The sequence below is a fragment of the Candidatus Dormiibacterota bacterium genome, assembly GCA_035635555.1.
GTDB lineage: Bacteria > Acidobacteriota > Polarisedimenticolia > Gp22-AA2 > Gp22-AA2 > Gp22-AA3.
Genome location: DASQAT010000015.1, coordinates 1 through 21,979, shown reverse-complemented (window position 1 = coordinate 21,979; position 21,979 = coordinate 1). Strand labels below are relative to the sequence as shown.

25 protein-coding genes and 1 tRNA gene are annotated in these 21,979 nt (G+C 69.4%); 19 read left to right on the top strand and 7 right to left on the bottom strand.

Annotation, left to right across the window (positions count from 1 at the left end):
* Both VEW47_04340 and VEW47_04335 read left to right on the top strand, forming a co-directional pair.
* A partial coding sequence (locus VEW47_04340; GenBank protein ID HYS04401.1) for a hypothetical protein occupies window positions 1–220 on the top strand: 220 nt, incomplete at its 5' end.
* A 109-nt stretch (window positions 221–329) separates the two neighbouring features.
* Complete coding sequence (locus VEW47_04335) at window positions 330–1,856, top strand: AMP-binding protein (GenBank protein ID HYS04400.1); 1,527 nt, start codon at window positions 330–332, stop codon at window positions 1,854–1,856.
* On the opposite strand, the gene VEW47_04330 is transcribed toward VEW47_04335, so the two are convergent.
* Window positions 1,849–3,894 (bottom strand): helicase C-terminal domain-containing protein, encoded by a 2,046-nt coding sequence (locus VEW47_04330; protein HYS04399.1) that lies wholly within the window; start codon window positions 3,892–3,894, stop codon window positions 1,849–1,851. The genes VEW47_04335 and VEW47_04330 overlap by 8 nt on opposite strands.
* 1 nt (window position 3,895) lies before the next feature.
* Window positions 3,896–4,750, bottom strand: coding sequence for a tetratricopeptide repeat protein (locus tag VEW47_04325; protein HYS04398.1), 855 nt, complete (start codon window positions 4,748–4,750; stop codon window positions 3,896–3,898).
* 83 nt (window positions 4,751–4,833) lie between these two features.
* On the opposite strand from VEW47_04325, the gene VEW47_04320 reads away from it, so the two are divergent.
* The 5 genes from VEW47_04320 (at window position 4,834) to VEW47_04300 (ending at window position 8,359) form a co-directional block, all read left to right on the top strand.
* Entirely contained in the window at window positions 4,834–5,691 is an 858-nt protein-coding gene (locus VEW47_04320; protein ID HYS04397.1) for an MqnA/MqnD/SBP family protein, read from the top strand.
* Entirely contained in the window at window positions 5,688–6,692 is a 1,005-nt protein-coding gene (locus VEW47_04315; protein HYS04396.1) for a hypothetical protein, read from the top strand. Before VEW47_04320 ends, VEW47_04315 begins: the two co-directional genes overlap by 4 nt.
* On the top strand, window positions 6,689–7,084 hold the full coding sequence (locus tag VEW47_04310; protein HYS04395.1) for a CbiX/SirB N-terminal domain-containing protein: 396 nt from the start codon (window positions 6,689–6,691) through the stop codon (window positions 7,082–7,084). The genes VEW47_04315 and VEW47_04310 overlap by 4 nt, the downstream gene beginning before the upstream one ends.
* A 97-nt stretch (window positions 7,085–7,181) precedes the next feature.
* A complete protein-coding gene (gene trxB / locus VEW47_04305) occupies window positions 7,182–8,159 on the top strand; it encodes a thioredoxin-disulfide reductase (GenBank protein HYS04394.1) in 978 nt (325 codons plus the stop codon).
* Window positions 8,160–8,182: 23 nt separating this feature from the next.
* The gene (locus VEW47_04300) at window positions 8,183–8,359 is read left to right on the top strand and encodes a hypothetical protein (GenBank protein HYS04393.1); all 177 of its coding nucleotides are present in this window, start codon (window positions 8,183–8,185) and stop codon (window positions 8,357–8,359) included.
* A 12-nt stretch (window positions 8,360–8,371) separates the two neighbouring features.
* On the opposite strand, the gene VEW47_04295 is transcribed toward VEW47_04300, so the two are convergent.
* From VEW47_04295 to VEW47_04275, 5 genes are all read right to left on the bottom strand, one after another.
* Window positions 8,372–8,457: transfer RNA gene (locus VEW47_04295), tRNA-Leu, on the bottom strand.
* A gap of 35 nt (window positions 8,458–8,492) precedes the next feature.
* On the bottom strand, window positions 8,493–8,915 hold the full coding sequence (gene secG, locus VEW47_04290; protein HYS04392.1) for a preprotein translocase subunit SecG: 423 nt from the start codon (window positions 8,913–8,915) through the stop codon (window positions 8,493–8,495).
* Window positions 8,916–8,980: 65 nt separating this feature from the next.
* A complete protein-coding gene (gene tpiA, locus VEW47_04285; protein ID HYS04391.1) occupies window positions 8,981–9,748 on the bottom strand; it encodes a triose-phosphate isomerase in 768 nt (255 codons plus the stop codon).
* Window positions 9,745–10,929 (bottom strand): phosphoglycerate kinase, encoded by a 1,185-nt coding sequence (locus VEW47_04280; protein ID HYS04390.1) that lies wholly within the window; start codon window positions 10,927–10,929, stop codon window positions 9,745–9,747. Before VEW47_04280 ends, tpiA begins: the two co-directional genes overlap by 4 nt.
* 14 nt (window positions 10,930–10,943) lie before the next feature.
* The gene (locus VEW47_04275) at window positions 10,944–11,960 is read right to left on the bottom strand and encodes a type I glyceraldehyde-3-phosphate dehydrogenase (protein ID HYS04389.1); all 1,017 of its coding nucleotides are present in this window, start codon (window positions 11,958–11,960) and stop codon (window positions 10,944–10,946) included.
* A 1,038-nt stretch (window positions 11,961–12,998) separates the two neighbouring features.
* Between VEW47_04275 and ltrA the strand changes: the two genes are divergently transcribed.
* The 12 genes from ltrA to VEW47_04215 all read left to right on the top strand — a co-directional run.
* Entirely contained in the window at window positions 12,999–14,387 is a 1,389-nt protein-coding gene (gene ltrA, locus VEW47_04270; protein HYS04388.1) for a group II intron reverse transcriptase/maturase, read from the top strand.
* A gap of 209 nt (window positions 14,388–14,596) precedes the next feature.
* Entirely contained in the window at window positions 14,597–15,127 is a 531-nt protein-coding gene (locus VEW47_04265) for a DUF192 domain-containing protein (protein ID HYS04387.1), read from the top strand.
* Window positions 15,128–15,245: 118 nt separating this feature from the next.
* Window positions 15,246–15,872 (top strand): lytic transglycosylase domain-containing protein, encoded by a 627-nt coding sequence (locus VEW47_04260; protein ID HYS04386.1) that lies wholly within the window; start codon window positions 15,246–15,248, stop codon window positions 15,870–15,872.
* A gap of 160 nt (window positions 15,873–16,032) precedes the next feature.
* Window positions 16,033–16,386, top strand: a complete 354-nt coding sequence (gene ndhC / locus VEW47_04255) for an NADH-quinone oxidoreductase subunit A (GenBank protein ID HYS04385.1) — start codon at window positions 16,033–16,035, stop codon at window positions 16,384–16,386.
* On the top strand, window positions 16,377–16,871 hold the full coding sequence (locus VEW47_04250) for an NADH-quinone oxidoreductase subunit B family protein (GenBank protein ID HYS04384.1): 495 nt from the start codon (window positions 16,377–16,379) through the stop codon (window positions 16,869–16,871). Before ndhC ends, VEW47_04250 begins: the two co-directional genes overlap by 10 nt.
* 97 nt (window positions 16,872–16,968) lie before the next feature.
* Window positions 16,969–17,730, top strand: a complete 762-nt coding sequence (locus tag VEW47_04245) for an NADH-quinone oxidoreductase subunit C (GenBank protein ID HYS04383.1) — start codon at window positions 16,969–16,971, stop codon at window positions 17,728–17,730.
* A complete protein-coding gene (locus VEW47_04240; GenBank protein HYS04382.1) occupies window positions 17,730–18,827 on the top strand; it encodes an NADH-quinone oxidoreductase subunit D in 1,098 nt (365 codons plus the stop codon). The genes VEW47_04245 and VEW47_04240 overlap by 1 nt, the downstream gene beginning before the upstream one ends.
* An 8-nt stretch (window positions 18,828–18,835) precedes the next feature.
* Window positions 18,836–20,053, top strand: coding sequence for a complex I subunit 1 family protein (locus tag VEW47_04235; GenBank protein HYS04381.1), 1,218 nt, complete (start codon window positions 18,836–18,838; stop codon window positions 20,051–20,053).
* 16 nt (window positions 20,054–20,069) lie between these two features.
* On the top strand, window positions 20,070–20,576 hold the full coding sequence (locus VEW47_04230; GenBank protein HYS04380.1) for an NADH-quinone oxidoreductase subunit I: 507 nt from the start codon (window positions 20,070–20,072) through the stop codon (window positions 20,574–20,576).
* A gap of 2 nt (window positions 20,577–20,578) precedes the next feature.
* The gene (locus VEW47_04225) at window positions 20,579–21,079 is read left to right on the top strand and encodes an NADH-quinone oxidoreductase subunit J (protein HYS04379.1); all 501 of its coding nucleotides are present in this window, start codon (window positions 20,579–20,581) and stop codon (window positions 21,077–21,079) included.
* 10 nt (window positions 21,080–21,089) lie between these two features.
* Window positions 21,090–21,395 (top strand): NADH-quinone oxidoreductase subunit NuoK, encoded by a 306-nt coding sequence (gene nuoK / locus VEW47_04220; protein ID HYS04378.1) that lies wholly within the window; start codon window positions 21,090–21,092, stop codon window positions 21,393–21,395.
* Between the two features lie 10 nt (window positions 21,396–21,405).
* Window positions 21,406–21,979, top strand: a 574-nt coding sequence (locus VEW47_04215; protein HYS04377.1) for a hypothetical protein, incomplete at its 3' end; no start/stop codon positions are given.

Sequence of the window (21,979 nt, the reverse complement as noted above, 5' to 3'; positions counted from 1 at the left end):
CCTGCGGCGCCGTACCTGGTGCGTCAGCAAAAGACGCCTGTGGCTGCAGGCCCACCTCGCCATCGCCACGCTGTGGTCGAACTTCTGCCGCGGCATCACCAACCGCACCGGCACCACCCCGGCCCAGGCCGTCGCCATCGCGCCGAGACCGTACCGCTCTGAAGAGGTCCTCGCCTGGAGGCAGGACTGGGGTGCCCTCAGCCCGCCCATCGACCCATGACTCACCCGGTCGATCCGCACGCTTGTCGGGCATTTTCCCACGCAATAGTCGCCTCGGTCCGATCGAGCCTGCGGCACCGCTGGCGGGCCTCCTCCCTTATCATGGCTGCATGGATGCCGCGTCCCTCCTGGAATCGGCCGCCCGCCGGCGCACCGGGCCCGCCGTCATCTGCGGACCGACCCGGATGGATTACGCCGGCCTGAAGACCCTGTCCGGACGGATCGGCGCCATGCTCCGGGGACTCGGTGCGTCTCCGGGCGACCGCGTCGCGGCCCTGTTCCCCAACTGTCACCTGTTCCTGGCGTCCTACTTCGCGGCGCTGCAGAACGACCTGATCCTCGTGCCTCTCAATCTCCGCCTGGCGCCGCGCGAGACGCGCGCGATCCTGGAGCACAGCGGCGCGCGCCTGCTCCTGGGGGAGCCGGGACTCGCGGCGCCGTTTCTCGAGGGCAGGACCATCGCCGACGAGGGGTGGATCGCCGGACCGACCGGCGTGGGAGAGGAGGGGGCGGGCGCGAAGGCGCCGGCGGGTGCCGCGCATCTCTATTACACCAGCGGCACGACGGGCCGGCCGAAGGGTGTCGTCCTGACCCGCGACAACCTGGAGGCGCACCTGCGGCTCAGCCTCAAGGCGCTCCACTTCGAGCAGGGCGACGTGTGGCTGCACGCCGCCCCGATGTTCCATCTCGCCGATGCCTGGGCGATCTGGACGACGACGGCCGCGGCGGCGACCCACGTCCTGCTCGGGCGCTTCGAGCCGGCCGCCGCCTTCGATCGGATCGAGTCGGCCGGCGTGACGATCACCAACCTCGTCCCGACCATGCTGATGGCGCTCGTGCAGGAGGCGGAGAGGCGCGGAAAGGGGCTGCCGTCGCTGCGTCTCCTCCTGAGCGGCGGGGCGCCGATCGCTCCGAATGTCGTGGCGCGCGTCGAGGAGCGGATCGGCTGCGCCTACGCCCAGACCTACGGGCTGACGGAGACCTCGCCGTTCCTGACCTTCTCTCTCCTCGACGGCGAGGAGCGCCGCCTGCCGGTCGAGGAGCAGCGCCGTCTGCGCGCCCGGACCGGGCGGAAGGCGGACGGCATCGAGCTGCGGCTCGTGCGTCCCGCCGCGTCGGAGTCGTTCGAGGACGTCCCCCCGGACGACACCGCGGTCGGGGAGGTCGTCGTGCGGGGGGCGACCGTGACGCCCGGATACTGGCGCGACGAGGAGGCGACGCGGGAGGCGTTCAAGGGGGGCTGGTTCCACACCGGGGATCTCGGGACGATCGACAGCCGGGGCTTCGTGAACCTCGTCGATCGCGCCAAGGACGTCATCGTCACGGGGGGCGAGACGGTCTACAGCACCGAGGTGGAGAACGTCCTGTACGAGCACCCCGGGGTGCTCGAGGCCGCCGTGTTCGGCGTTCCGGACGAGGTCTGGGGGGAGTCGGTGCGGGCGGCGGTGGTCCTGCGCGACTCTGACGCCGCGGACCCGGAGGCGCTCCTGGCCTTCTGCCGCGGACGGTTGGCGCACTTCAAGTGTCCCCGCGTCATCGAGCGCCTCGAGGAGATGCCGCGCACCGGTTCGGGGAAGATCGACAAGAAAGGCCTGCGCGAGCCGTTCTGGAAGGGGCGCGCGCGCCGCATCAACTGAGGGATCTCAGGAACTCCTCCGTCTCCTCGGGCGATTCGGTCCGCCGGCAGCGCGGCAGGGATTCGAGGAACGGGTCGCCGTAGGCGCGCGTCCTCAGGCGCGGATCGAGGACCGCGACGACCCCGCGGTCTTCGCGGCTTCTGATCAGGCGGCCGAACCCCTGGCGGAACGTGAGGATCGCCTCCGGCAGGGCGTCCTCCGTGAACGGATCGCCGCCGCGGGCGCGGATCGCCTCGGCCCGCGCCTCGGAAAGCGGGTGACCGGGCACCTCGAACGGCAGCCGGGTGATGATCACCAGCCTGAGGGCATCCCCAGGGACATCCACGCCCTGCCAGAAGGTCATCGTCCCCAGGAGCGCCCCCTTCCGGGTCATGCGGAACTGCTCCAGGATCGGCGACGCCTGTCCCGGCTCGTGGCGGAACAGCGCGACACCGGCGAGAGCGGGATCGCGCGCCAGCGCTTCGTGCACCCGCCGGAGCAGCGCGTAGGACGTGAACAGCACGAAGGCGCCCCCGCCGGAGGCGCGAAGCAGCCGCCGGCACTCCTCCGTCACGGCGAGGGCGAACTCCTCCGGCTCGGCCGCCGGGTCGGGCATCGAGGCGGGCAGGTACAGGAGCGCCTGCTTCTCGTAGTCGTACGGTGATCCGAGGACGACCTCCGAGGCCCCGACCACGCCGAGGCGTCTCCGCACGTGCGCGAACGACCCGGCCGCCGCCAGAGTGGCGGACGTCAGGACCACCAGCCGCCCGGCCTCGAACAGACGCGGTCTCAGCACGTGCGCCACCTCGATCGGTGCCGCGTGCAGGCTGGCCCCGCGGCCGCGTCCTTCGCACTCGATCCAGTAGACCGAATCCGGGAGACGCTGCTCGAGGAAGGCGGTCAGGCGCTCCTTCAGATCGCGCGCCCGCGCGCCGAGCGCCGCCAGGACCGGCTCCTCGGCGGGCCCCGCCAGGCGCGCCTTCTCCTCGAGAGCGGACTCCGCCTCCTGGAGCGGCGCGCGCAGGCGGTCGTGGAAGACACCGGCCTCGCGCATCCTCACGAGCAGCGTCGCGGCGTCGGGGGCGCGGCCCGAGGCTGCGCCGTCGCGCTGCAGCCCGGGCGCGCGCGTCCGCACCTCCTCGAAGAACTCGCGGGCGGCCTCCTCCAGGTGCTTCCCGATGCCGGAGGGGAGTGCGTTCGCCGCGTCCCGGCCTCCGCGATCTCCCCGCGCCGCCGTGCGGCGGCGGTCGCCGCAGCCGAGATCCTCGAGGAGCCGCGCGACCGAGCGGTCCGACACGCTGAAGCCGAGCTGGGAGACGACCGATTCCTCGACGCGGTGTCCCTCGTCCAGGACGACGACGGCGTGCGCCGGAAGGATGCGCCCCCCCGTCTTGAGATCGAGGAAGAACAGGGCGTGATTGACGATGAGGAGGTCGGCCTCGCGCGCCCGCGCCAGGTCGCCGCGGTAGAGGCAGCTCTCCCAGAACGGCCCGCGCGCTCCCAGGCAGATGTCCCGGTCGCGCCGCACGCGGGCCCAGAGGCTCTCCGGAACGGCGAACGGGATCTCCGAGCGCAGACCCGACACGGTGGAGCGGGCGTGGCGGGCGAGCCCCTCCGCGATCTCCCCGGTGCGCCCGTCCAGGAGGTCGCCACGTGTCAGCCGCAGCTCCTCGAGACGCTGCACGCACAGGTAGTTCTCCGAGCCCATGAGCAGCGCGTACCGGAAGCTCACTCCCGAGGCCTCCAGGGCGCGTTGCAGAAGGGGCAGGTCCTTGCGGGCCAGTTGCTCCTGCAAAGCGCGCGTGTGCGTGGAGATCACCACACGGCGCTCCTCCGGCGGCGCCGGCCCCTGGCGGGTGGCCCACAGGATGGCGGGCAGCAGGTAGGCGATCGACTTGCCGATGCCGGTTCCGGCCTCGATCAGGAGGTGCCGTCCGGAGGCGAGGGCCGCGGCCACCTCCTGGGCCATGCGGATCTGCTGCGGACGCGGCTCGAAGGACGGCAGCGCCCGGGCCAGCGGTCCTCCGGCGTCGAGCAGGCGGGCGACGTCGGCCCCCACCTCAATTCATCCGCGGCATGAGGCGCCGCAGCTCACGAAGCCGCTTTTCGATCTGCGGCGCGTCGGGGGCCTGGGGCGCCAGGAGGAGATAGCGTTCGAGATCGGCCACCGACTCCGCGATCAAGGCGAGCCGGAACTGGATCAGTCCCCGGTCGCGGATCTCCTCCGGACGGTCCGGGTCGATCAAGAGCAGGAGCTGCTGGGTGCGCAGCGCCATGTGGTAGTCGCGCCGCTGCTGGTAGATCCACTTGAGGTTGTTGATCATCCTGTGCAGGATCTCCCGGGTGCGCGCCCGCTTCAGGAGATCGGGGCTGAACGGCACCCGCCCGCCGTACATTTCGAGGAGGAGCGCCCTGCACTCGGCCTCGGTCAGGATGCGGCCGCGGTTGAACGGATCGATCAGGACGTCCGGCATCGCGTCCCGGCCGATGAGCCGCACCATGAAATGACCCGGGAAGGCAACACCTTCGAGCCGGCCGCCGATCCGGCGGCCCACCTCGATATACACGGTGGAGAGGGTGATCGGGATGCCGATCCGGCGATCCAGGACGTCGTTGAGAAACGAGTTGCGGGGGTCGTAGTATTCCTCCCTGTTGCCGCGGAATCCCATCTCCTCGAACAGCAGACGGTTCAGGTGGGCGATCAGGCTGGTGGCCCCCTCCCGGCCCCGCATGCGGCGCGCGATCTCCTCGGCCATCCCGTCCAGCCGCGCGAGGTAGCCTCCGACGTCGAGGTCGGGATACTCTTCCCGCGCGATCAGGAGTGCGGCGTGCCCCAGATCGATCGCGTCGTCAGGGAGCGACAACAGGGCGGCGAACGCCTTGCGCGTCTCCTTCGGGTCCTCCATCCCGCCCATTTTACCGCTCCTGGTCGCGGCGGCGGCGCGGCGCGGGAGCGCATCGGGGCTATAATCACGCCGCCAACCACGGAGGAAGGACGATGACCCAGGGCGTCGCGAAGCGTGTGATCCGCGTCGGGCACAGTCCGGACCCGGACGATGCCTTCATGTTCTACGGCCTGGCCTCCGGAAGGGTCCCGACCGGCGACTACACCATCGAGCAGGTCCTCCTCGACATCGAGTCCCTCAACCGGCTGGCCCTTTTGGGGGAGATCGAAGTCACCGCGGTCTCGATCCACGCCTACGCCCACCTCGCGGACCGCTACCTGCTCCTGCCGTGCGGCGCCAGCATGGGGGACGGCTACGGGCCGATCGTCATCGCCGGCCGGCCGATGGATCTCGACGAGCTGAAGACGAAGACGATCGCCGTGCCGGGACGGCTCACCTCGGCCGCGCTGGCGCTGCGTCTGGCCCTGGGGGAGGTGGCCACGGAGGTCCTGCCGTTCGACGCCATCCTCGAGGCGGTGGCGCGGGGTGAGAAGGACGCGGGGCTCCTGATCCACGAGGGACAGCTGACGTACGGCGGGACCGGCTTGCACAAGATCCTGGATCTGGGGGAGTGGTGGTCGCGCGACACCGGCCTGCCGCTTCCCCTCGGCGGGAACGCCATCCGCCGGGACCTGGGGGCTCGGACCATCGCGGAGATCGGCAGGCTCCTCAAGACCAGCATCGAGTTCGGCCTGGCGCACAGGCAGGAAGCGCTGACCTACGCCCTGCAGTTCGGCCGCGGAATCGGCCGTCCCCTGGCGGACCGCTTCGTCGGGATGTACGTCAACGACGCCACGCTCGACTACGGGCCGCGCGGACGACGCGCCATCGAGACGTTCCTGCGCCGGGCCCACGAATCGGGGGCCATCCCGCTCCCTCCGTCCGTCGAGTTCGCGCTCCTCGGCCCATGATCGTCCCGCAGGACCCGCCGGCCGGTGCTGAGGCCCAGTACCGCGCGGCGCGCCAGGATGCCGTGCTCGCCGACCGCTCGGACCTGGGCCGGCTCCTGGTCTCCGGCAAGGACGCCCGCGATCTCCTGCACCGCCTCACGACCCAGGATCTCCGCTTGCTCGGGACGTGGCAGGGGACCGCGGCCGCCTTCGTCACCGCCAAGGGACGGCTCATCGACTGGGTCATCCTGCACTCGCTCCCGGACCGGCTTCTGTGCTTCACCGGTCCGGGACGGAGCGTCGCCGTCGCCGACTACATCGAGCGGTACACCTTCCGCGAAGAGGTCAAGGTCGAGAACGCCGACCGCTCGCACGGGACTCTCGGTCTGTTCGGCGCGCGGGCCCGCGAGCGCGTGGCGCGCCTGTTCGGGGAATCGGCCGCGGAGCGTCCGCTGCACCACCCCGTAGCGATCCGTCTCGCGGACGCCGAGGGGGTGCTGGCGCGCACCTTCCCGCTCGCCGGCGGCGGCTACCACCTGACCGCCGAGGCCGGGGCCCTGGCCGCCTTGGGCGCCGCCATCCTGGAGCGCTCGGCCGGGCTCGTCGTGGCGGACCCCGCCTGTCTCGAGGTCCTCAGGATCGAGGCCGGTCTTCCCGCGGCGGGGCGGGAGGTGACGGAGGAGTACAACCCCTGGGAGGCCCGGCTGAACGACGCCATCTCGCTCGACAAGGGGTGCTACGTCGGGCAGGAGGTGATCGCGCGCCTGAACACCTACAAGAAGGTGTCCAAGTATCTGGTCCGGCTGCGCATCGATTCGGGCCTCCCGGCGGCGGGCGCCCGGCTCGTGGGGCAGGGGGACGAGGCGATCGGCACGCTGACGAGCGCTGTGACGGTGCCGGGCGAGGACCGCGTCCTCGGCCTCGGATACGTGCGCGACGAGGACGCCGCGGACGCCCGGGAGATCGCCATCGTCGACGGCGATCGGCGCTTCCGCGCGATCATCCTCGGACCCGCGCGTTGAGAACGACACGGCGCGCGGCGCTCCTCGTGATCGGGCACGGCAGCCGGGCGCGGGCCGCCAACGCTCTGTTGCGCGACGTTGCCCGGCGTCTGCGCGGCCGGTTTCCCGGCCGCATCGTCGAGGCCTGCTTCCTCGAAGTCTCGCGTCCCGACGTGCCGTCCGGAATCGAGGCGTGCGTCCGGAAGGGGGCGACGCGAATCCTTCTGGTCCCCTACTTCCTCTATTCAGGAGGCCACGTAGGGCGCGACCTGCCGCTCCTGGCCGCGCGCGCCCGCAGGGATCACGCGGGTGTGAGCGTGAGGATCGCGCCCCCTCTCGGGGGGGACGAGCGACTCGTGTCGGTCGCGGCCGACCGGGCCCGGCGCGGGCTGCGCTCGTCCCGCTGGACCTGAAGCGGGCGACGGCGGGCGCCGTGCTATGATGTGCGGCCCCAAACGAACCTGAACCGCGCGGGACGGTCCTCTTCGGCGCCGTCGCGGGGAGAGATCGATGCCTTCGACGAAGAACCAAGAGTCATCCGGCGCAGGGGCCGGGACCGCGTCACCGCCGAGGGACGTCGTCATCCTCGGGTCCGGCTGCGCGGGACTGACGGCGGCGGTCTACGCCGCGCGCGCCAACCTGAAGCCGCTCCTGGTCGACGGCCACGAGGCGGGCGGCCAGCTGAGTCTCACGACCGAGGTGGAGAATTTCCCCGGCTTCCCGGAGGCGATCCTCGGCCCCGAATTGATCGTGAAGATGCGTCAGCAGGCGGCACGCTTCGGGACCGAGTACATGACCGGAGAGGCGAAGGCCGCGGACCTGTCGCGGCGGCCGTTCCGCCTGACCATCGACGGTCACGGCGACCTGCTCACCCGCGCCCTCATCATCGCGACCGGCGCGTCCGCGCGCATGCTCGGGCTCGAGTCGGAGAAGCGGCTTCTCGGGCGCGGTCTGTCGACCTGCGCCACCTGCGACGGCTTCTTCTTCCGCGGCAAGGAGATCGCCGTCGTCGGCGGCGGCGATTCGGCCATGGAGGAGTCCGGGTTCCTGTCGAAGTTCGCGTCGAAGGTCGACATCGTGCACCGCCGCGACACACTGCGGGCCTCGAAGATCATGCAGGACCGCGCCCGCAAGAACCCCAAGATCTCCTTCCTGATGGACTCGACGGTCGAGGAGGTGCTCGGGACCGGCAAGGTCGAGGGGATCCGTCTGAAGAACCACAGGACGGGCGAGGAGAGCGTTCGCCCTGTCGACGGTGTGTTCGTCGCCATCGGGCACGTTCCGAACACGCGGATCTTCCAGGGTCAGATCGAGCTCGACAAGGCCGGGTACATCGTCACCAAGGGGGGGAGCAGGACCAGCGTTCCCGGCGTGTTCGCGGCGGGGGACTGCCAGGACCATGTCTACCGCCAGGCGGTCACGGCGGCCGGCAGCGGCTGCATGGCGGCCATGGACGTGGAGCGGTTTCTCGAGGCGGAAGGGCACTGACGGCGGCAGCTGTGGAGGGGACCGTGAGCGACCTTCTGGAAGAGCTTCTCGATTCAATCGATCGCGCGATCGTTCTGCTGAAGGCCCGTCCGGAGGCGCGCTACAGCGGGGACGTCGAAAACCTGCTGCGGGTCAGGCGCATCCTGTCGGGGCTCGACCCGGAAGAGATCGAAGCCCTCCTGGAAGAAGAAGAGGAGTAGGACGGGGAAGGCTGGTGCCGGAGGCGGGATTTGAACCCGCATGCCTTTTGGGCGCCACCCCCTCAAGATGGTGTGTCTGCCAGTTCCACCACTCCGGCACGGTGGGGCGGCGTCCGCCACCCCGGTCGAACGCCTATCTGGGGGCCGGGCTCTTCGACGGACCCGGCTGCCCGGCCGGCGGAGCCGGTGCGGGTGCCGTCCCCTTCTCCTTCTCACTCCCGGCCGAGGGTTGAGCCGGTGCCGTGCCCGCAGGCGGCGCGGGGCCGCCCGGGGCGGGGGCCGCGGGGGAGGGGACAGGGGCCTGCTCGAGGACCGACCCGCTGCGGTGCGAACCGAGGATCGCCAGGCTGAGCGAGGTGATCATGAACAGCACCGCCGCAATCGTCGTCGCCTTGGTGAGCACGGTCGCGGCCCCGCGGCTCCCCAGGGCGGTCTGGCTGCCGCCGCCGCCGAACGCGCCGGCCAGGTCGGCCGCCTTGCCGCTCTGCAGCAGGACCACCATGATCAGGACGAAGCAGACGATCACGTGCAGGACGATCAGCAGGACTTCCAGCATGTCTCGCGCGTCTCCTTCCGAAGCACGCTACCCTAGCACAGTCCCGAGGATGCCCGCAATCCCGCTCAGGGCAGCGCCCGGAACGCGGCGATGCGGGCGAACTCCTCGACCTTGAGAGAGGCGCCGCCGACCAGGACTCCGTCGACACCCGGTGTGGCCATCAGCTCGTCGACGTTCTGGGGCGTGACGCTGCCGCCGTAGAGAATGCGCACCTCCGACGCCGCGTCCCCGAAGAGAACGCGCAGCTCGCGGCGCACCAGGAGGTGCATCTCCGACGCCTGGGCCGCGGTGGCGGCATGACCCGTGCCGATGGCCCACACCGGCTCGTAGGCGATCTGCAGGCGCGACGCCTCCGCGGCCGCCGTCCCCTCCAGTGCGAGCGCCAGCTGCGATCGGACCACCGACGCGGCCCGGCCGGCGGCGCGCTCGGCCTCGTCCTCGCCCACGCAGAGGATCGGCCGCAGCCCGGAGCGCAGCGCCGCCCGCACCTTGAGCCCCGCGGCGCGGTCGGTCTCCTCCAGGAGCCGCCGCCTCTCGGAGTGGGCCACCAGGACGTAGGTGACTCCGCATTCCTGCAGCATCACGCCGGAGATCTCCCCGGTGTACGGCCCTTCATCCTCCCAGAACAGGTCCTGCGCCGCGAGCCTGACGGCGCTTCCCCGCAGGAGCGCCGCGACCGCCCAAAGCGCCGTATAGGGCGGGGCCAGTGCGACATCGCGATCGGAGAGGGAGGCCAGGCGGGGCAGCAGCGAGCGCACGTGCGCCTCCGCCTCCGACGCGGTCATGTGCATCTTCCAGTTCCCGAAGACGAGCGGCCGCGTCCTGGGGGTCATCGCGGCCGGTCCTCCGCCAGGGCCGCGACCCCGGGCAGCTCGACCCCCGACAGGAATTCGAGGGAGGCGCCGCCCCCCGTCGACAGGTGCGAGAAGGACGGCGCGAGACCGAGCCGGTTGATGGCCGCGATCGAGTCGCCGCCCCCCACGACGCTGAAGGCCTTGCCCGCCGCGATGGCGCGCGCCATGGCGCGGGTCCCCTCGTCGTAGGGCGGCACCTCGCACAGGCCCAGCGGCCCGTTCCAGAAGACCGTGCGCGCCGGGCCGACCGCCTGCGCGTACGCCTCGCGGGTCTTCGGTCCGACATCGAGCCCGACGAAGCCCGGCTCGATGGCCGGCCCGGGCGTCGTCTGCGCGGTCGCGCCCGGCTCGGGGGAGCGCGCCACCACGTGGTCGAGCGGCAGCTGGAGACGAACACCCGAGTTCTTCGCGCGGTTCAGGATGGCGTGGGCTTGGTCCATCCGGTCGTCCTCGGAGCGCGAGCCGCCGATCGGGACGCCCGCGGCCTTGAGGAACGTGTAGGCCATGGCGCCCCCGATCAGGATCGCGTCCACCTTGTCGATGAGGTTCAGGATCAGGTCGATCTTGTCCGAGACCTTGGCGCCCCCCAGGATCGCGACGTACGGCTCCTCGGGGCGATCCCGCAACCGCGTGAGCGCCGCGATCTCGGCGTCCATCAGGAGGCCGGCGGCGGGTCGCGGAAGATGACGGGTGATGCCGACGACCGACGCGTGGGCCCTGTGCGCGCTTCCGAAGGCGTCGTTCACGTAAAGGTCGGCGAGGAGGGCGAGCCGGCGCGAGAACGTGTCGTCGTTCGCTTCCTCCTCCGCATGGAAGCGCAGGTTCTCCAGGAGCAGCGACTCGCCGTCCCCCAGATCCCTGGCCAGCCCTTCAGCCTGGGGCCCCACGCAGTCGGGCGCCATGCGCACCGTCGTGCCGAGAAGCCCGGCCAGGTGGGTCGCCACAGGCCGCAGGCTCATCTCCGGATCGGGTGTCCCCTTCGGCCGGCCCAGGTGCGAAGCGATCACCGGCCGGCCCCCCCGATCCAGGATCAGTCTCAGAGTGGGAAGCGAGGCGCGCACGCGCGTGTCGTCCGCCACCCGTCCGTGGGCGAGCGGCACGTTGAAGTCCACCCGCACGAACACACGCCTGCCGCCCACCTCCAGGTCGCGCACCGACACCGTGCCGCCCCCGGTCATCGGGCTCCCCCCGGGGGCCCGGTCCGCATCATGTGGACGATCAGATCGGCCAGGCGGTGCACGTATCCCCGCTCGTTGTCGTACCAGGCGAAGACCTTCAGGAACGTCCCTCCGTCCAGCGCCAGGAGCGCCCCGTCGATGACCGCCGAGCGGCTGTCTCCCAGGTAGTCGATCGACACCAGCTCCTCCTCGGAGTATCCCAGGATACCGCGCAGCCGTCCCTCGGCGGCCTCCCGGAATGTTGCGCGGGCCTGGTCGAGCGTGGTGCCGCTGCGCAGGACGATCGTCAGGTCGATCAGGGAGACGGCGGCGGTCGGCACCCGGACCGCGAGGCAGCGCACCTGTCCCGCGAGACCCGGCATCACCTGGCCGATGGCCGAGGCCGCCGTGGTCGAAGTCGGGATCATCGACAGGCCTGCCGCCCGGGCGCGGCGCGGGTCGGCGTGCGGCGCGTCCACCAGGACCTGGTTGTTGGTGTAGCAATGGACCGTGGTCATGGAGGCGCGCACGACTCCGAACGCGCCGTCGGCAACCGACAGCACCGCGGCCATCGCGTTGGTCGTGCAGGAGGCGTTCGACAGGACACGGTGCCGCGCCGGGTCGTATCTCTCGTGATTGACGCCGTAGCACACGGTCAGATCGGAGTCCTCGGACGGGCTGCTGATGATGACGCGCCGCGCCCCGCGCTCGAGGTGGCCTCCGGCGGCGGCGCGGGAGACGAAGTGTCCGGTCGCCTCGAGCACCACGTCCACGTCGGGCCAGGGGATCTCGGCCGGTCGCGGCGCGTTCGTGCAGCGAATCGTCCGGCCATCCGTCACCAGAGCCCCTTCGCTCGCCCGCACGTCCGCCTCGAGACGCCCGGCGACCGAGTCGTGCCGCAGGAGGTGCGCCAGGATCGGCGGTCCGGCCAGATCGTTGAGCGCCACGACCTCGAGATCCGGCCGCCCGAGCGACAGCCGGAGGAATCCGCGGCCGATGCGGCCGAGTCCGTTGATGCCGATGCGGATCGCCACGGGTCTCCGTTCGGGGGAAGCGGGCCGGGGACGCCGGCCCGCCGGAACAACGAATTATATCGCAGGTCATGCGAAGGGCCGGCGGCCGCTTCCTGCATTGCGCCTCCGCGGACGACCGGGCCGCCGCAGGGGCGCGCGGCACGGGTCCGGCTCGCTGCGCGAGCCTCCCCTCGCCTCGCCACGCGCCGCCCACCGCGCTGTGAAGCGCGCGGCGGGGCCCCGGCGCGCGGTCTCAGACGACCGCGCTCCCCTGCGGCGGCCCGGTCGTTCACCTCCTCGACGATCGCGAGTGATTCTCCCTGGCCACGAACTTTTTCTTGCATCCGGCGGTCACGCGGTCGGCATGCAGACGTAAGTCCTCGGACCTTTTCATCTCCGCGATTTGAAGAGCAGCCTGCGGCCAGCAGGCGACCGCCGAGAGAGTCGTGGAGGTGAACGACCGGGCGCAGCGCCGCCCGCGCAGCACTCTGAGACCTCGAGGCGGGGCCCCGCCGCGCGCTTCACAGCGCGGTGGGCGGCTCGAGGCGAAGGTAGGGGAGGCTTGCGCAGCAAGCCGGACCCGTGGTGTGCCGAGCATGCTCGACAGCTAGGAGGTGCAAGTCCTCTACCCAGCCTGATGGAGGTGAAGGGTTAGCGAAGCGCAAGGGCGCCGCCGCGAGGCGGGGTCTGAAGGAAGCGCGGAGCAAAGGCGCGACCCGATGGACAAGAACCGGATAAGAGGCGTGAGCGCCGGACGAGCAGGCCACGGACTGCGAAGTCCACATCCATCAAGGGCGCAAAGCGTAGATCCGGCGGGGCTGCGTCGCAGGCGGTCGAGCTTACCTCGGGAGGTCTGCGTCATGTCGCGTCGACGACTGAGAGGGCCGCAAGGCCCCCTGACCGTGACGCAGAAGTCAGCAGAGGGCATAGTAGGCCGAGGACGTCGCTCCACTCGAGCGGGACACTCGCCCGAAAGGGGAGAAACGGCCGGGGCTCGCCGGGGCGGGAACGGCCGGCCGAAGGCCCGAACGGTCTGAAGGCAAGTAGGACACGCGACTCATGGACGGACAGCGGCCGAAAACCCAGTTCGAGCTGGCCTCTCCCAAGGAGAGCCGGGGTGAAGCCCCGGCGACAACCGAAAGGGAAGGGACCGAACCGTTCGCGGCGAACCGTGATACCGAAAGCCTGGCATCCACCGAGCGGTTGATGGAGGAGGTGTGCGAGCGAGACAACGTGAAGCAGGCACTGCAACGAGTCCGAAAGAACAAAGGCAGTCCCGGCGTCGACGGCATGAGCGTCGACGCGCTTGCGGGGCATCTTAAAGAGCACTGGTCAGCCATCCGGGAGCAGTTGCTGAGCGGGACCTACAGACCGGCGCCGGTGAGAAGGGTGAACATCCCCAAGCCGGGCGGCGGGATGCGCGCGCTGGGCATCCCGACCGCACTGGACCGCTTCATCCAGCAAGCCGTCCTGCAGGTCCTGCAAGGCCGCTGGGACCGGACGTTCTCCGAGCACAGCTATGGCTTCCGGCCGGGCCGCTCGGCACATCAGGCGGTGGCCCAGGCGCAGCACTACGCGCATCTGGGTTACACGTGGGTCGTGGACATCGACCTGGAGAAGTTCTTCGACCGGGTGAACCACGACCGGCTGATGGGCCGGGTGGCGCAACGCGTGGCCGACAAGCGACTGCTGCGACTCATTCGGGCGTATCTCAACGCCGGAGTGATGGAGGACGGGTTGGTGAGCCCGACGCCGGAGGGGACGCCGCAAGGCGGACCGCTCTCGCCCTTGTTGTCGAACCTCGTGCTCGACGAGCTGGACCGGGAGCTTGAGAAACGCGGCCACCGCTTCGTGCGCTATGCGGACGACTGCAACATCTACGTCCGCAGCGAACGGTCGGGGCGGCGAGTGATGGAGAGTGTTAAGAGCTTCATCGCCAGGAAACTCAATCTGAAGGTGAACGACTCGAAGAGCGCGGTGGCGCGGCCACAGGAGCGCAAGTTCCTGGGCTTCAGCCTCGGGTACGGCTCCAAGCTGAAGCGGCACATCGCGCCGCAGGCCCTGGAGCGGTTCAAGAGGCGGGTCCGGGACCTGACGCGACGGGCCAGGGGGGTCAGTCTGGAACAGAGGGTGAAGGACCTCACCCACTACCTGCAAGGGTGGGGACAGTACTTCGGCTTCTGCGAGACCCCGTCGGTGCTCGGCCAACTGGACTCGTGGGTCCGCAGGCGGCTGCGCAGCGCCCTGTGGCGGCAGTGGAGGACGGGTCGGACGCGGTATGCGGAACTGAGAAAGCGGGGCGTGCGGGACGAACTCGCGGCAGCGGCCGCGGGCAGCGGCCACGGGCCCTGGAGACTCGGCCACAGCCGCGTCATGAGTATCGCCCTGTCCGAAGCCCAACTCGCCTCGCTCGGGCTCCCCTCACTCGCCGCACGTCGGATGAACTGACCGAACCGCCGTGTACGGACCCGTACGCACGGTGGTGTGACAGGGAAAGCGGGCGACCGCCTACCTATGTCGATCCGCGCGGGCGGCGCTGCGCCCGGTCGCCCGCGAAGACGGCGCGGACGTCGATCGCTTGACGCCGCGCGCGGACGGCGTGTACGATTTACGCCTCTCCTGTGAACTACCGTTCCCGTATTGGCCATGGAGGTGACGTGATCGAGAAGCATCTCGCGACCCTCGGAAACGCCGTGAGCATCGCCGTGGCGATCCTGTGTGTCGCGACCGGCGCGTGCCTCGCGGGATCGAAGGGAAGCGCGCCCGAGAGCGCGGCGCCGTCCGCGGCGAAGGAACGCGAGGCGCGGCGGGCCGAGGTGCGCTTCCCGAACGATCACCTCGTGGTCGCGGAGATCGCCGATACGCCCGAGCTGGAGCAGAGGGGATACATGTTCCGGACCGAGGTCCGTCCGGGCGAGGGGATGCTGTTCCTCTTCACGGCGCCCGACATCCATCTCTTCTGGATGAAGAACACGCTCGTGCCGCTCGACATCATCTGGATGGACGACGCGAAGACCGTCGTCCACATCCAGGCCGACACGCCGCCCTGCAAGGCGGACCCGTGTCCCAGCTACGGGCCGATGCGCAAGGCCTCGACGGTGCTCGAGGTGCGCGCGGGCACGGCGGCCGCGGAAGGACTGAAAGTGGGGGACCGGCTGCGGATCACCATTCCGCAATCGAGTGTCTGAAGAGCGTCGCCGCGTCAGGAGATCGTCGCGCGTCGAATCCTGCGGCGATTCGCCTTGACCGGCCGGTCACTTCGTCGTAGAGAATCAGACACGCATTCGGGATTCTCAGGAGGTGCCGATGAAGTTTTTCGTGCAGACCCTCTTCGCGATCGCAGCGCTGGTGTTCGGATTTTTCATGGGCGTGAGGTACCAGGCGCGCGTGGAGAGCCTGAACGAGGTCCACACTCTGGTGCAGGTCCAGAAGAGCAAGATCGACAGCCTGCGGGACGACAACCAGCGCCTCCGGACCGTGGTGCTCCTGCGCGAGTTTCTGGACAAGGAGAGCATCCGCCTGCCGCAGGGGACCGTCAACGACATCGCCGGCTCGATCCACGAGGCGAGCGAGCGCTACAAGCTGCCGCCCGAGATGATCCTGGCGGTCATCCGCATCGAAAGCGCCTTCGATATCAACGCCCTGTCCAACAAAGGGGCCGTGGGGCTGATGCAGATCCTGCCCTCCACCGGCCAGGAGATCGCCCGCGACCTGCGCATCGAGTGGCGCGGCGAGGATCTCCTGCGCGATCCCCAGGCGAACATCGAGATGGGGGCCTACTACCTGACGAAGCTCATCGCCCAGTTCAACAACCTGTCCGTGGCCCTGGCCGCCTACAACCAGGGGCCGGGCCGGATCGCCGAGCTCTCCGAGGCGAAGATCGACCTGCCGATGGACTACGCCGAGAAGGTCCTGTCGCACTACACGCCCTGAACCGGGAGGCGGGGGATCTCCCCGCCGGCCGGTCCCGCGCGAGGCGCCGTAAGGCGCATGCCGCGCCGTTGACACCTTCCGGCCGCCGGTGCTACCTTACGCGGTCCGTCGCGCCCGCGGCCGCGCTCGCGGGTGCGGTGCGATCCCGGGGGACCGCGGCGTGGTCGAGTACGCTCCCATCCTGATCTTTCTCGCGGTCGCCACGGTGTTTCCCGTGGCGACGCTGTTCATCGCGCGCCTCCTCAGGCCGAGCGTCTACAACAAGGTCAAGGTCGAGGCGTACGAGTGCGGGGTGCCCCCGAGCGGCGAGGCGCGCGCCCGGTATCCGGTGCGCTTCTACATCATCGCGGTCCTGTTCGTCGTGTTCGACGTGGAGACGATTTTCCTGTTCCCGTGGGCGGTGAAGTACCGGGCCCTGGGTGTCCTGGGCTTCGTGGAGATGCTCGTGTTCCTGGGCATCCTGGTCGTCGGCTTCGCCTACGCCTGGAAGAAGGGGGCGCTGGAGTGGGTCTGATCGAAGGGCGGTTCGAGCACCCGAACATCATCACCACGACGGTCGACGCTCTGTTCAACTGGGCGCGCAAGTCGGCCCTGTGGCCGATGTCGTTCGGTCTGGCCTGCTGCGCCATCGAGATGATGGCCACGGTCGCGTCGCGCTACGACATCGACCGCTTCGGCGCGGGAGTGTTCCGGGCCACCCCGCGCCAGTCGGACGTGATGATCGTCGCCGGCACGGTGTGCGAGAAGATGGCCCCCATCATCAAGAGGCTGTACGACCAGATGCCGGACCCGAAGTGGGTCATCTCGATGGGCGCCTGCGCCACCTGCGGCGGTCCGTTCCCGACCTACAGCGTCGTCCAGGGAGTGGACCGGATCGTCCCCGTGGACGTGTACATCCCGGGGTGCCCTCCGAGGCCGGAGGCCCTCCTCTACGGTTTCCTCAAGCTGCAGGACAAGATCGACAGGATGAGCGTCGCCGGGAAGCGGGCGACCGCCTAGGCCTGGTCGGAGAGCGCAATTCGACGTTCGAACGGCGCGGTCGTTGGGCGGCGCGCGCTTGTGAAAAAAAGCGCGAGCGGCGCCCGGGAGCGGCGGCATGATGGATGACCCCAAGGACGGCAAGGGAGACGACGCGGCGCCGCCGCCGGCCGCTCCGGAGCCGCCTAAGCCCGAGCCTGTGTCCGCCCCTCCCGCCGCGGCGGCCCCGGCTCCGCCGAAGCCGGCCGCACCGTCGCCGCCTCCCGCACCCCCGGCGCCGAAGCCGAACCCGCTTCTCGCCCCCGTCCCCTCCGCCGCCCTCGACAAGATGAAGGCCAGGTTCGGCGAGCAGGTGGCCGAGGCGTCGTATTACGCCGGCGAGGTCACCGTGAAGCTCAGGGTCGAGCGTGTGGAGGAGATCTGGCGCTTCCTGCGCGACGAGCCCGGACTGCGCTTCGATTACCTGAGCAACCTGACGGCGGTGCACTGGCCGGAGCGCCCGAAGCCGTTCGAGGTCGTCTACCACCTGTACTCGATCGGCACCCTCCAGCGGATCAATCTCAAGCTGGAGGTCGGCGAGGGGGAGCAGCCCCCGACGGCCTGCCGCGTCTGGGTGACGGCCAACTGGCACGAGCGCGAGGTGTTCGACCTGTTCGGCATCCGCTTCCACGGCCACCCCGACATGACGCGTATCTTGATGACCGACGAGTGGGTCGGCCATCCGCTGCGCAAGGAGTACCCGCTCGAAGGGAAGCCCGAGGATCACCTGCAGCTCCGCGACGTCACGACCGCCGAGCACGTCTACACCTTCGACAAGGCACCCCTCAAGGGGTTCGGCTGGAAGAAAGAAGTGGAGAAGACGGGGGAGGGCCGCGGCTGATGTTCCGCACGGAGGAGATGGACATCAACATGGGGCCGCAGCACCCCTCGACCCACGGGGTGCTCCGTCTCGTGCTGCGTCTCGAGGGGGAGGAGATCGTCGACGTGAGACCGGTGATCGGCTACCTGCACCGCGGCGTCGAGAAGCTCTGCGAGCATCGCACCTACCCGATGATCGAGCCTCTGACCGACCGTCTCGACTACGTCGCGGCGATCTCCGAGAACCTCGGCTACTGCGGCGCGGTGGAGAAGCTGATGGGGCTGACGATCCCGCCGCGCGCCCAGTACATCCGGGTGATCCTGGCCGAGCTGCAGCGCATCGCCTCGCACCTCCTGTGGCTCGGCACGCACGCTCTCGACCTCGGGGCGATGACCGTCTTCTTCTACACCTTCCGCGAGCGCGAGCTCATCCTCGACCTGTTCGAGCAGTTCTGCGGCGCGCGTCTGACCTATAACTCGATGCGCATCGGCGGGCTCCTCGAGGACGTGCCGCCCGGCTGGACCGACCGGGTGAGCCGCTTCATCACCCTCTTCCCGTCGCGCGAGAAGGAGTACGAGGATCTCCTCACGGTGAACCGGATCTGGCTCGGACGCACGCAGGGCGTGGGCGTCCTCACCCCGGAGGACGCGATCGCGCTGGGGACCAGCGGCCCGACGCTGCGGGGCAGCGGCGTCGATTACGACGTGCGCAAGGCGCAGCCGTACTCCTCGTACGATCAGTTCGACTTCGACGTGCCGGTGGGGACCAAGGGGGACACCTACGATCGCTACCGGATCCGCATGGAGGAGATGCGCCAGTCCTGCCGCATCATCCGGCAGGCCCTCGACCGCCTTCCCGAGGGGGAGGTGCGCGCCAAGGTGCCGAAATACATCAAGCCGCCCGTAGGGGAGGTGTACCACGTGGTCGAGAGCCCGCGGGGCGAGCAGGGGTTCTACATCGTCCACAAGTCAGGGGAGATGCCGTATCGCATGCGCTTCCGCTCCCCCTCCTTCGTCAACCTCCAGGCCCTGCCGACCATGTGCCGCGGGCGGCTCATCGCCGACGTGGTGGCGATCATCGGATCGATCGACATCGTCCTGGGCGACGTGGACCGCTGAGGGGGAGCATGGACCCGTCGTTCATCCAGCAGATCCTGATACCGACGGCGCAGATCCTGGTCGTGGTCATGGTGCTGCCGCTCCTGATCGCGTACCTGCAGCTGGTCGAGCGCAAGGTCCTGGGCTTCATGCAGGCGCGCCTGGCGCCGCGCCGGGTCGGCTGGCACGGGCTCCTGCAGCCGATCGCCGACGCGGTGAAGCTCCTGATCAAAGAGGACATCATCCCGGAGAAGTCCGACCGGTTCCTGTTCACGCTGGCGCCCATCGTGACGGTCATCCCCGCCCTGGCGGCGCTGGCGGTCATCCCGTTCGCGGGCGCGTCCTTCACGTTCTACGGGTACGAGGTGCGCCCCTTCATCACCGACGTCAACGTCGCGCTCCTGTACCTCCTGGCGATCTCCTCGCTCGGCATCTACGGAATCATCCTGGGGGGATGGGCGTCGAACAGCAAGTACTCGCTCCTCGGGGCCCTGCGCTCGTCGGCGCAGATGATCTCCTACGAGGTGCCGCTCGGATTCGCGGTGATCGGTGTCATGATGATGGCCGGGACCGCGTCCATGGTCGGCATCGTCGAAGCGCAGAGGACGGCCGGGGTGTGGTACGTCCTGCCGCAGATCGTCGGGTTCTTCTGCTACTTCATCGCCGCGATCGCCGAGACGAACCGGGTGCCGTTCGACCTGCCGGAGGCTGAGGCAGAGCTGGTCGCCGGCTTCCACACCGAGTACAGCGGCATGAAGTTCGCCTTCTTCTTCCTGGCGGAGTACACGAACATGATCGTGGTGTCGTCGATCGTCACGATCCTGTTCTTCGGCGGCTGGCTGCGGCCGTTCCCGAACGTGGCGTCGCTTCAATGGCTGGAGAACGGCTGGCTGGTCCTCCTGCCCGTGACGCTGGGCGCTTTCGCGGGATGGCTGTTCGGGCTGAAGACGGGGCGCGGTCTCCCGCCGATGGCCGCCGGGACGGTGATCGGCCTGGTCGCCGGCATCACGCTGGCGGTCCTGGATGTCGGAGGACTGGCCGGTCTGAGCGTGCCGGTGGTGTCCGGGGCCTTCTGGTTCTTCCTGAAGGTGTCGCTCTTCCTTTTCCTGTACATCTGGCTCCGGGGGACCTACCCGCGCTACCGCTACGACCAGCTCATGAACCTCGGATGGAAGTGGCTCATCCCGCTGTCGATCGTGAACGTGGTCGGGACGGGACTCGGGATCCTGGTCTTCTCCGGGAGATGATGATGAGGGTGCGACGATGAGCGCTGTGACCCGGCCGATCGAGACCCCGCGCACGAGCGAGCTCAAGCAGCTGCTGAAGACCTTCCTCCTGCTCGAGCTGTGGGTCGGCCTCTGGGTGACGCTCAAGAACCAGTTCCGGCCGCACATCACGGTCGAGTATCCCAAAGAGAGGGTCGAGCTGTCGCCCCGCTTCCGTGGCGTGCCCCGCCTGCGCTACCACCCGGAGTCCGCCGAGGAGCTGTGCATCGCCTGCCATCTCTGCGAGACGGTCTGCCCGGACGACTGCATCCACATCGTCTCGGAGAAGAAGCCGGACGGCAAGGGGAAACGCCTGGTGTCGTTCGAGATCAACTACGAGCGCTGCTGCTTCTGCGGGCTGTGCGTCGATCCCTGCCCGACGAAGCCGCTCACGGCGATCTACATGTCGCACGATTACGAGATGGCCGACTACAAGAGGGAGCCGTTCGTGGCCCCCCTCAAGATCCTCCTGAACGGGGTCGACCCGAAGGATTACAAGGAGTAGGCGTGACGGCCGCGATCTTCTACATCCTGGCGTCGGTGGCGCTCCTGTCGGCCGTGATGGTGATCTGGAGCCGCAACGTGGTGCACTCCGCCATCTATCTGGTGCTGACCTTCCTGTGCGTGGCGGGTGTGTACGTCCTGCTGCGGGCGGAGTTCGTGGCGGCGGTGCAGGTGTTCGTCTACGCCGGCGGCATCGTGGTCCTGTTCCTGTTCGTCATCATGCTGGTGAACCTGAAGGACGCGCTCGGGCCGCGCGTCCGCGTTCACGCCACGGTCTCCGCCGTCGTGGCGGCGGCCGCCACGATCCTGCTCCTGTACGTCGCGGTGTCGGGCGGGCTCCGTCCCGGCTACGCCTCGGGACACGACCTGGCGGCTCAGGGGGGCAACCTCCAGCAGATCGGGTATGCCCTGTACAGCGACTACCTGCTGCCGTTCGAGATCGCCTCGATCCTCCTGCTCGTGGCGATGATCGGCGCTATCGTCCTGGCGCGCCAGAAGTACTGAGGAGACCGCGGTGCCGATCCCGCCCCACCACGCCCTGGTGTTCAGCCTGCTGCTGTTCTCGGTCGGCGTCGCAGGTGTCCTGACCCGGCGCAACGCCATCATCATCCTCATGTCGATCGAGCTGATGATGAACGCCGCCAACATCAATTTCATAGCCTTCGGTCTGCGTCTGCACAACATGGTCGGACAGGTGTTCAGCGTGTTCACCATCGCGGTGGCGGCGGGAGAGGTGGCGGTCGGGCTCGCGGTGGTGCTGGCCCTGTACCGCAACCGGGACACCGTCTACGTGGACCAGGTCCACATCATGAAGGGCTGAGGGCGGGAGCGTGGCGCTTCTCGGATTGATCTGGGTCCTGCCGATCCTGCCGGCGCTGGGGTTCGTGCTGAACGGCCTCCTGGGGGCCCGTTTCCTGCCGAAGAAGGCGGTCGCGGGGATCGCCTGCGGGGCGGTCCTCCTGGCGTTTCTCCTGTCCCTCGGCGCCATCGTCTCCCTGAACGGTGTCGAGAGCATGGCGTCGGCGCCCGGCCTGACGGTCGACCCGCACGCGCATCGCGTCACCCGGACCCTCTACGCCTGGATGCCGATGGGCCGCGCCGCCAGCGGCGAGGAGCTGACCGTCGACTGGGCCTACACCCTCGACCCGCTGTCGGCGGTGATGCTGCTGGTGGTGACGGGGGTGGGGTTCCTGATCCACGTGTACTCGGTCGGCTACATGGAGCACGAGCCGCAGGCGGCGTTCGCGCGGTTCTTCGCGTACCTGAACCTGTTCATGGCGATGATGCTGACCCTGGTCCTGGGGGCGTCCCTGCCGGTGGTGTTCGTGGGCTGGGAGGGGGTGGGTCTGTGCTCGTATCTTTTGATCGGGTTCTACTACGACCGGATGTTCGACGAGAAGACGA

Bases quoted from the DNA above. Each gene is read 5' to 3' on its own strand.
- VEW47_04335 (HYS04400.1), top strand. From the start codon at position 330: ATGGATGCCGCGTCCCTCCTGGAATCGGCCGCCCGCCGGCGCACCGGG.
- VEW47_04325 (HYS04398.1), bottom strand. From the start codon at position 4,750: ATGGGCGGGATGGAGGACCCGAAGGAGACGCGCAAGGCGTTCGCCGCC.
- VEW47_04320 (HYS04397.1), top strand. From the start codon at position 4,834: ATGACCCAGGGCGTCGCGAAGCGTGTGATCCGCGTCGGGCACAGTCCG.
- VEW47_04315 (HYS04396.1), top strand. From the start codon at position 5,688: ATGATCGTCCCGCAGGACCCGCCGGCCGGTGCTGAGGCCCAGTACCGC.
- trxB (HYS04394.1), top strand. From the start codon at position 7,182: ATGCCTTCGACGAAGAACCAAGAGTCATCCGGCGCAGGGGCCGGGACC.
- secG (HYS04392.1), bottom strand. From the start codon at position 8,915: ATGCTGGAAGTCCTGCTGATCGTCCTGCACGTGATCGTCTGCTTCGTC.
- tpiA (HYS04391.1), bottom strand. From the start codon at position 9,748: ATGACCCCCAGGACGCGGCCGCTCGTCTTCGGGAACTGGAAGATGCAC.
- ltrA (HYS04388.1), top strand. From the start codon at position 12,999: ATGGACGGACAGCGGCCGAAAACCCAGTTCGAGCTGGCCTCTCCCAAG.
- VEW47_04260 (HYS04386.1), top strand. From the start codon at position 15,246: ATGAAGTTTTTCGTGCAGACCCTCTTCGCGATCGCAGCGCTGGTGTTC.
- VEW47_04245 (HYS04383.1), top strand. From the start codon at position 16,969: ATGATGGATGACCCCAAGGACGGCAAGGGAGACGACGCGGCGCCGCCG.
- VEW47_04240 (HYS04382.1), top strand. From the start codon at position 17,730: ATGTTCCGCACGGAGGAGATGGACATCAACATGGGGCCGCAGCACCCC.
- VEW47_04235 (HYS04381.1), top strand. From the start codon at position 18,836: ATGGACCCGTCGTTCATCCAGCAGATCCTGATACCGACGGCGCAGATC.
- VEW47_04230 (HYS04380.1), top strand. From the start codon at position 20,070: ATGAGCGCTGTGACCCGGCCGATCGAGACCCCGCGCACGAGCGAGCTC.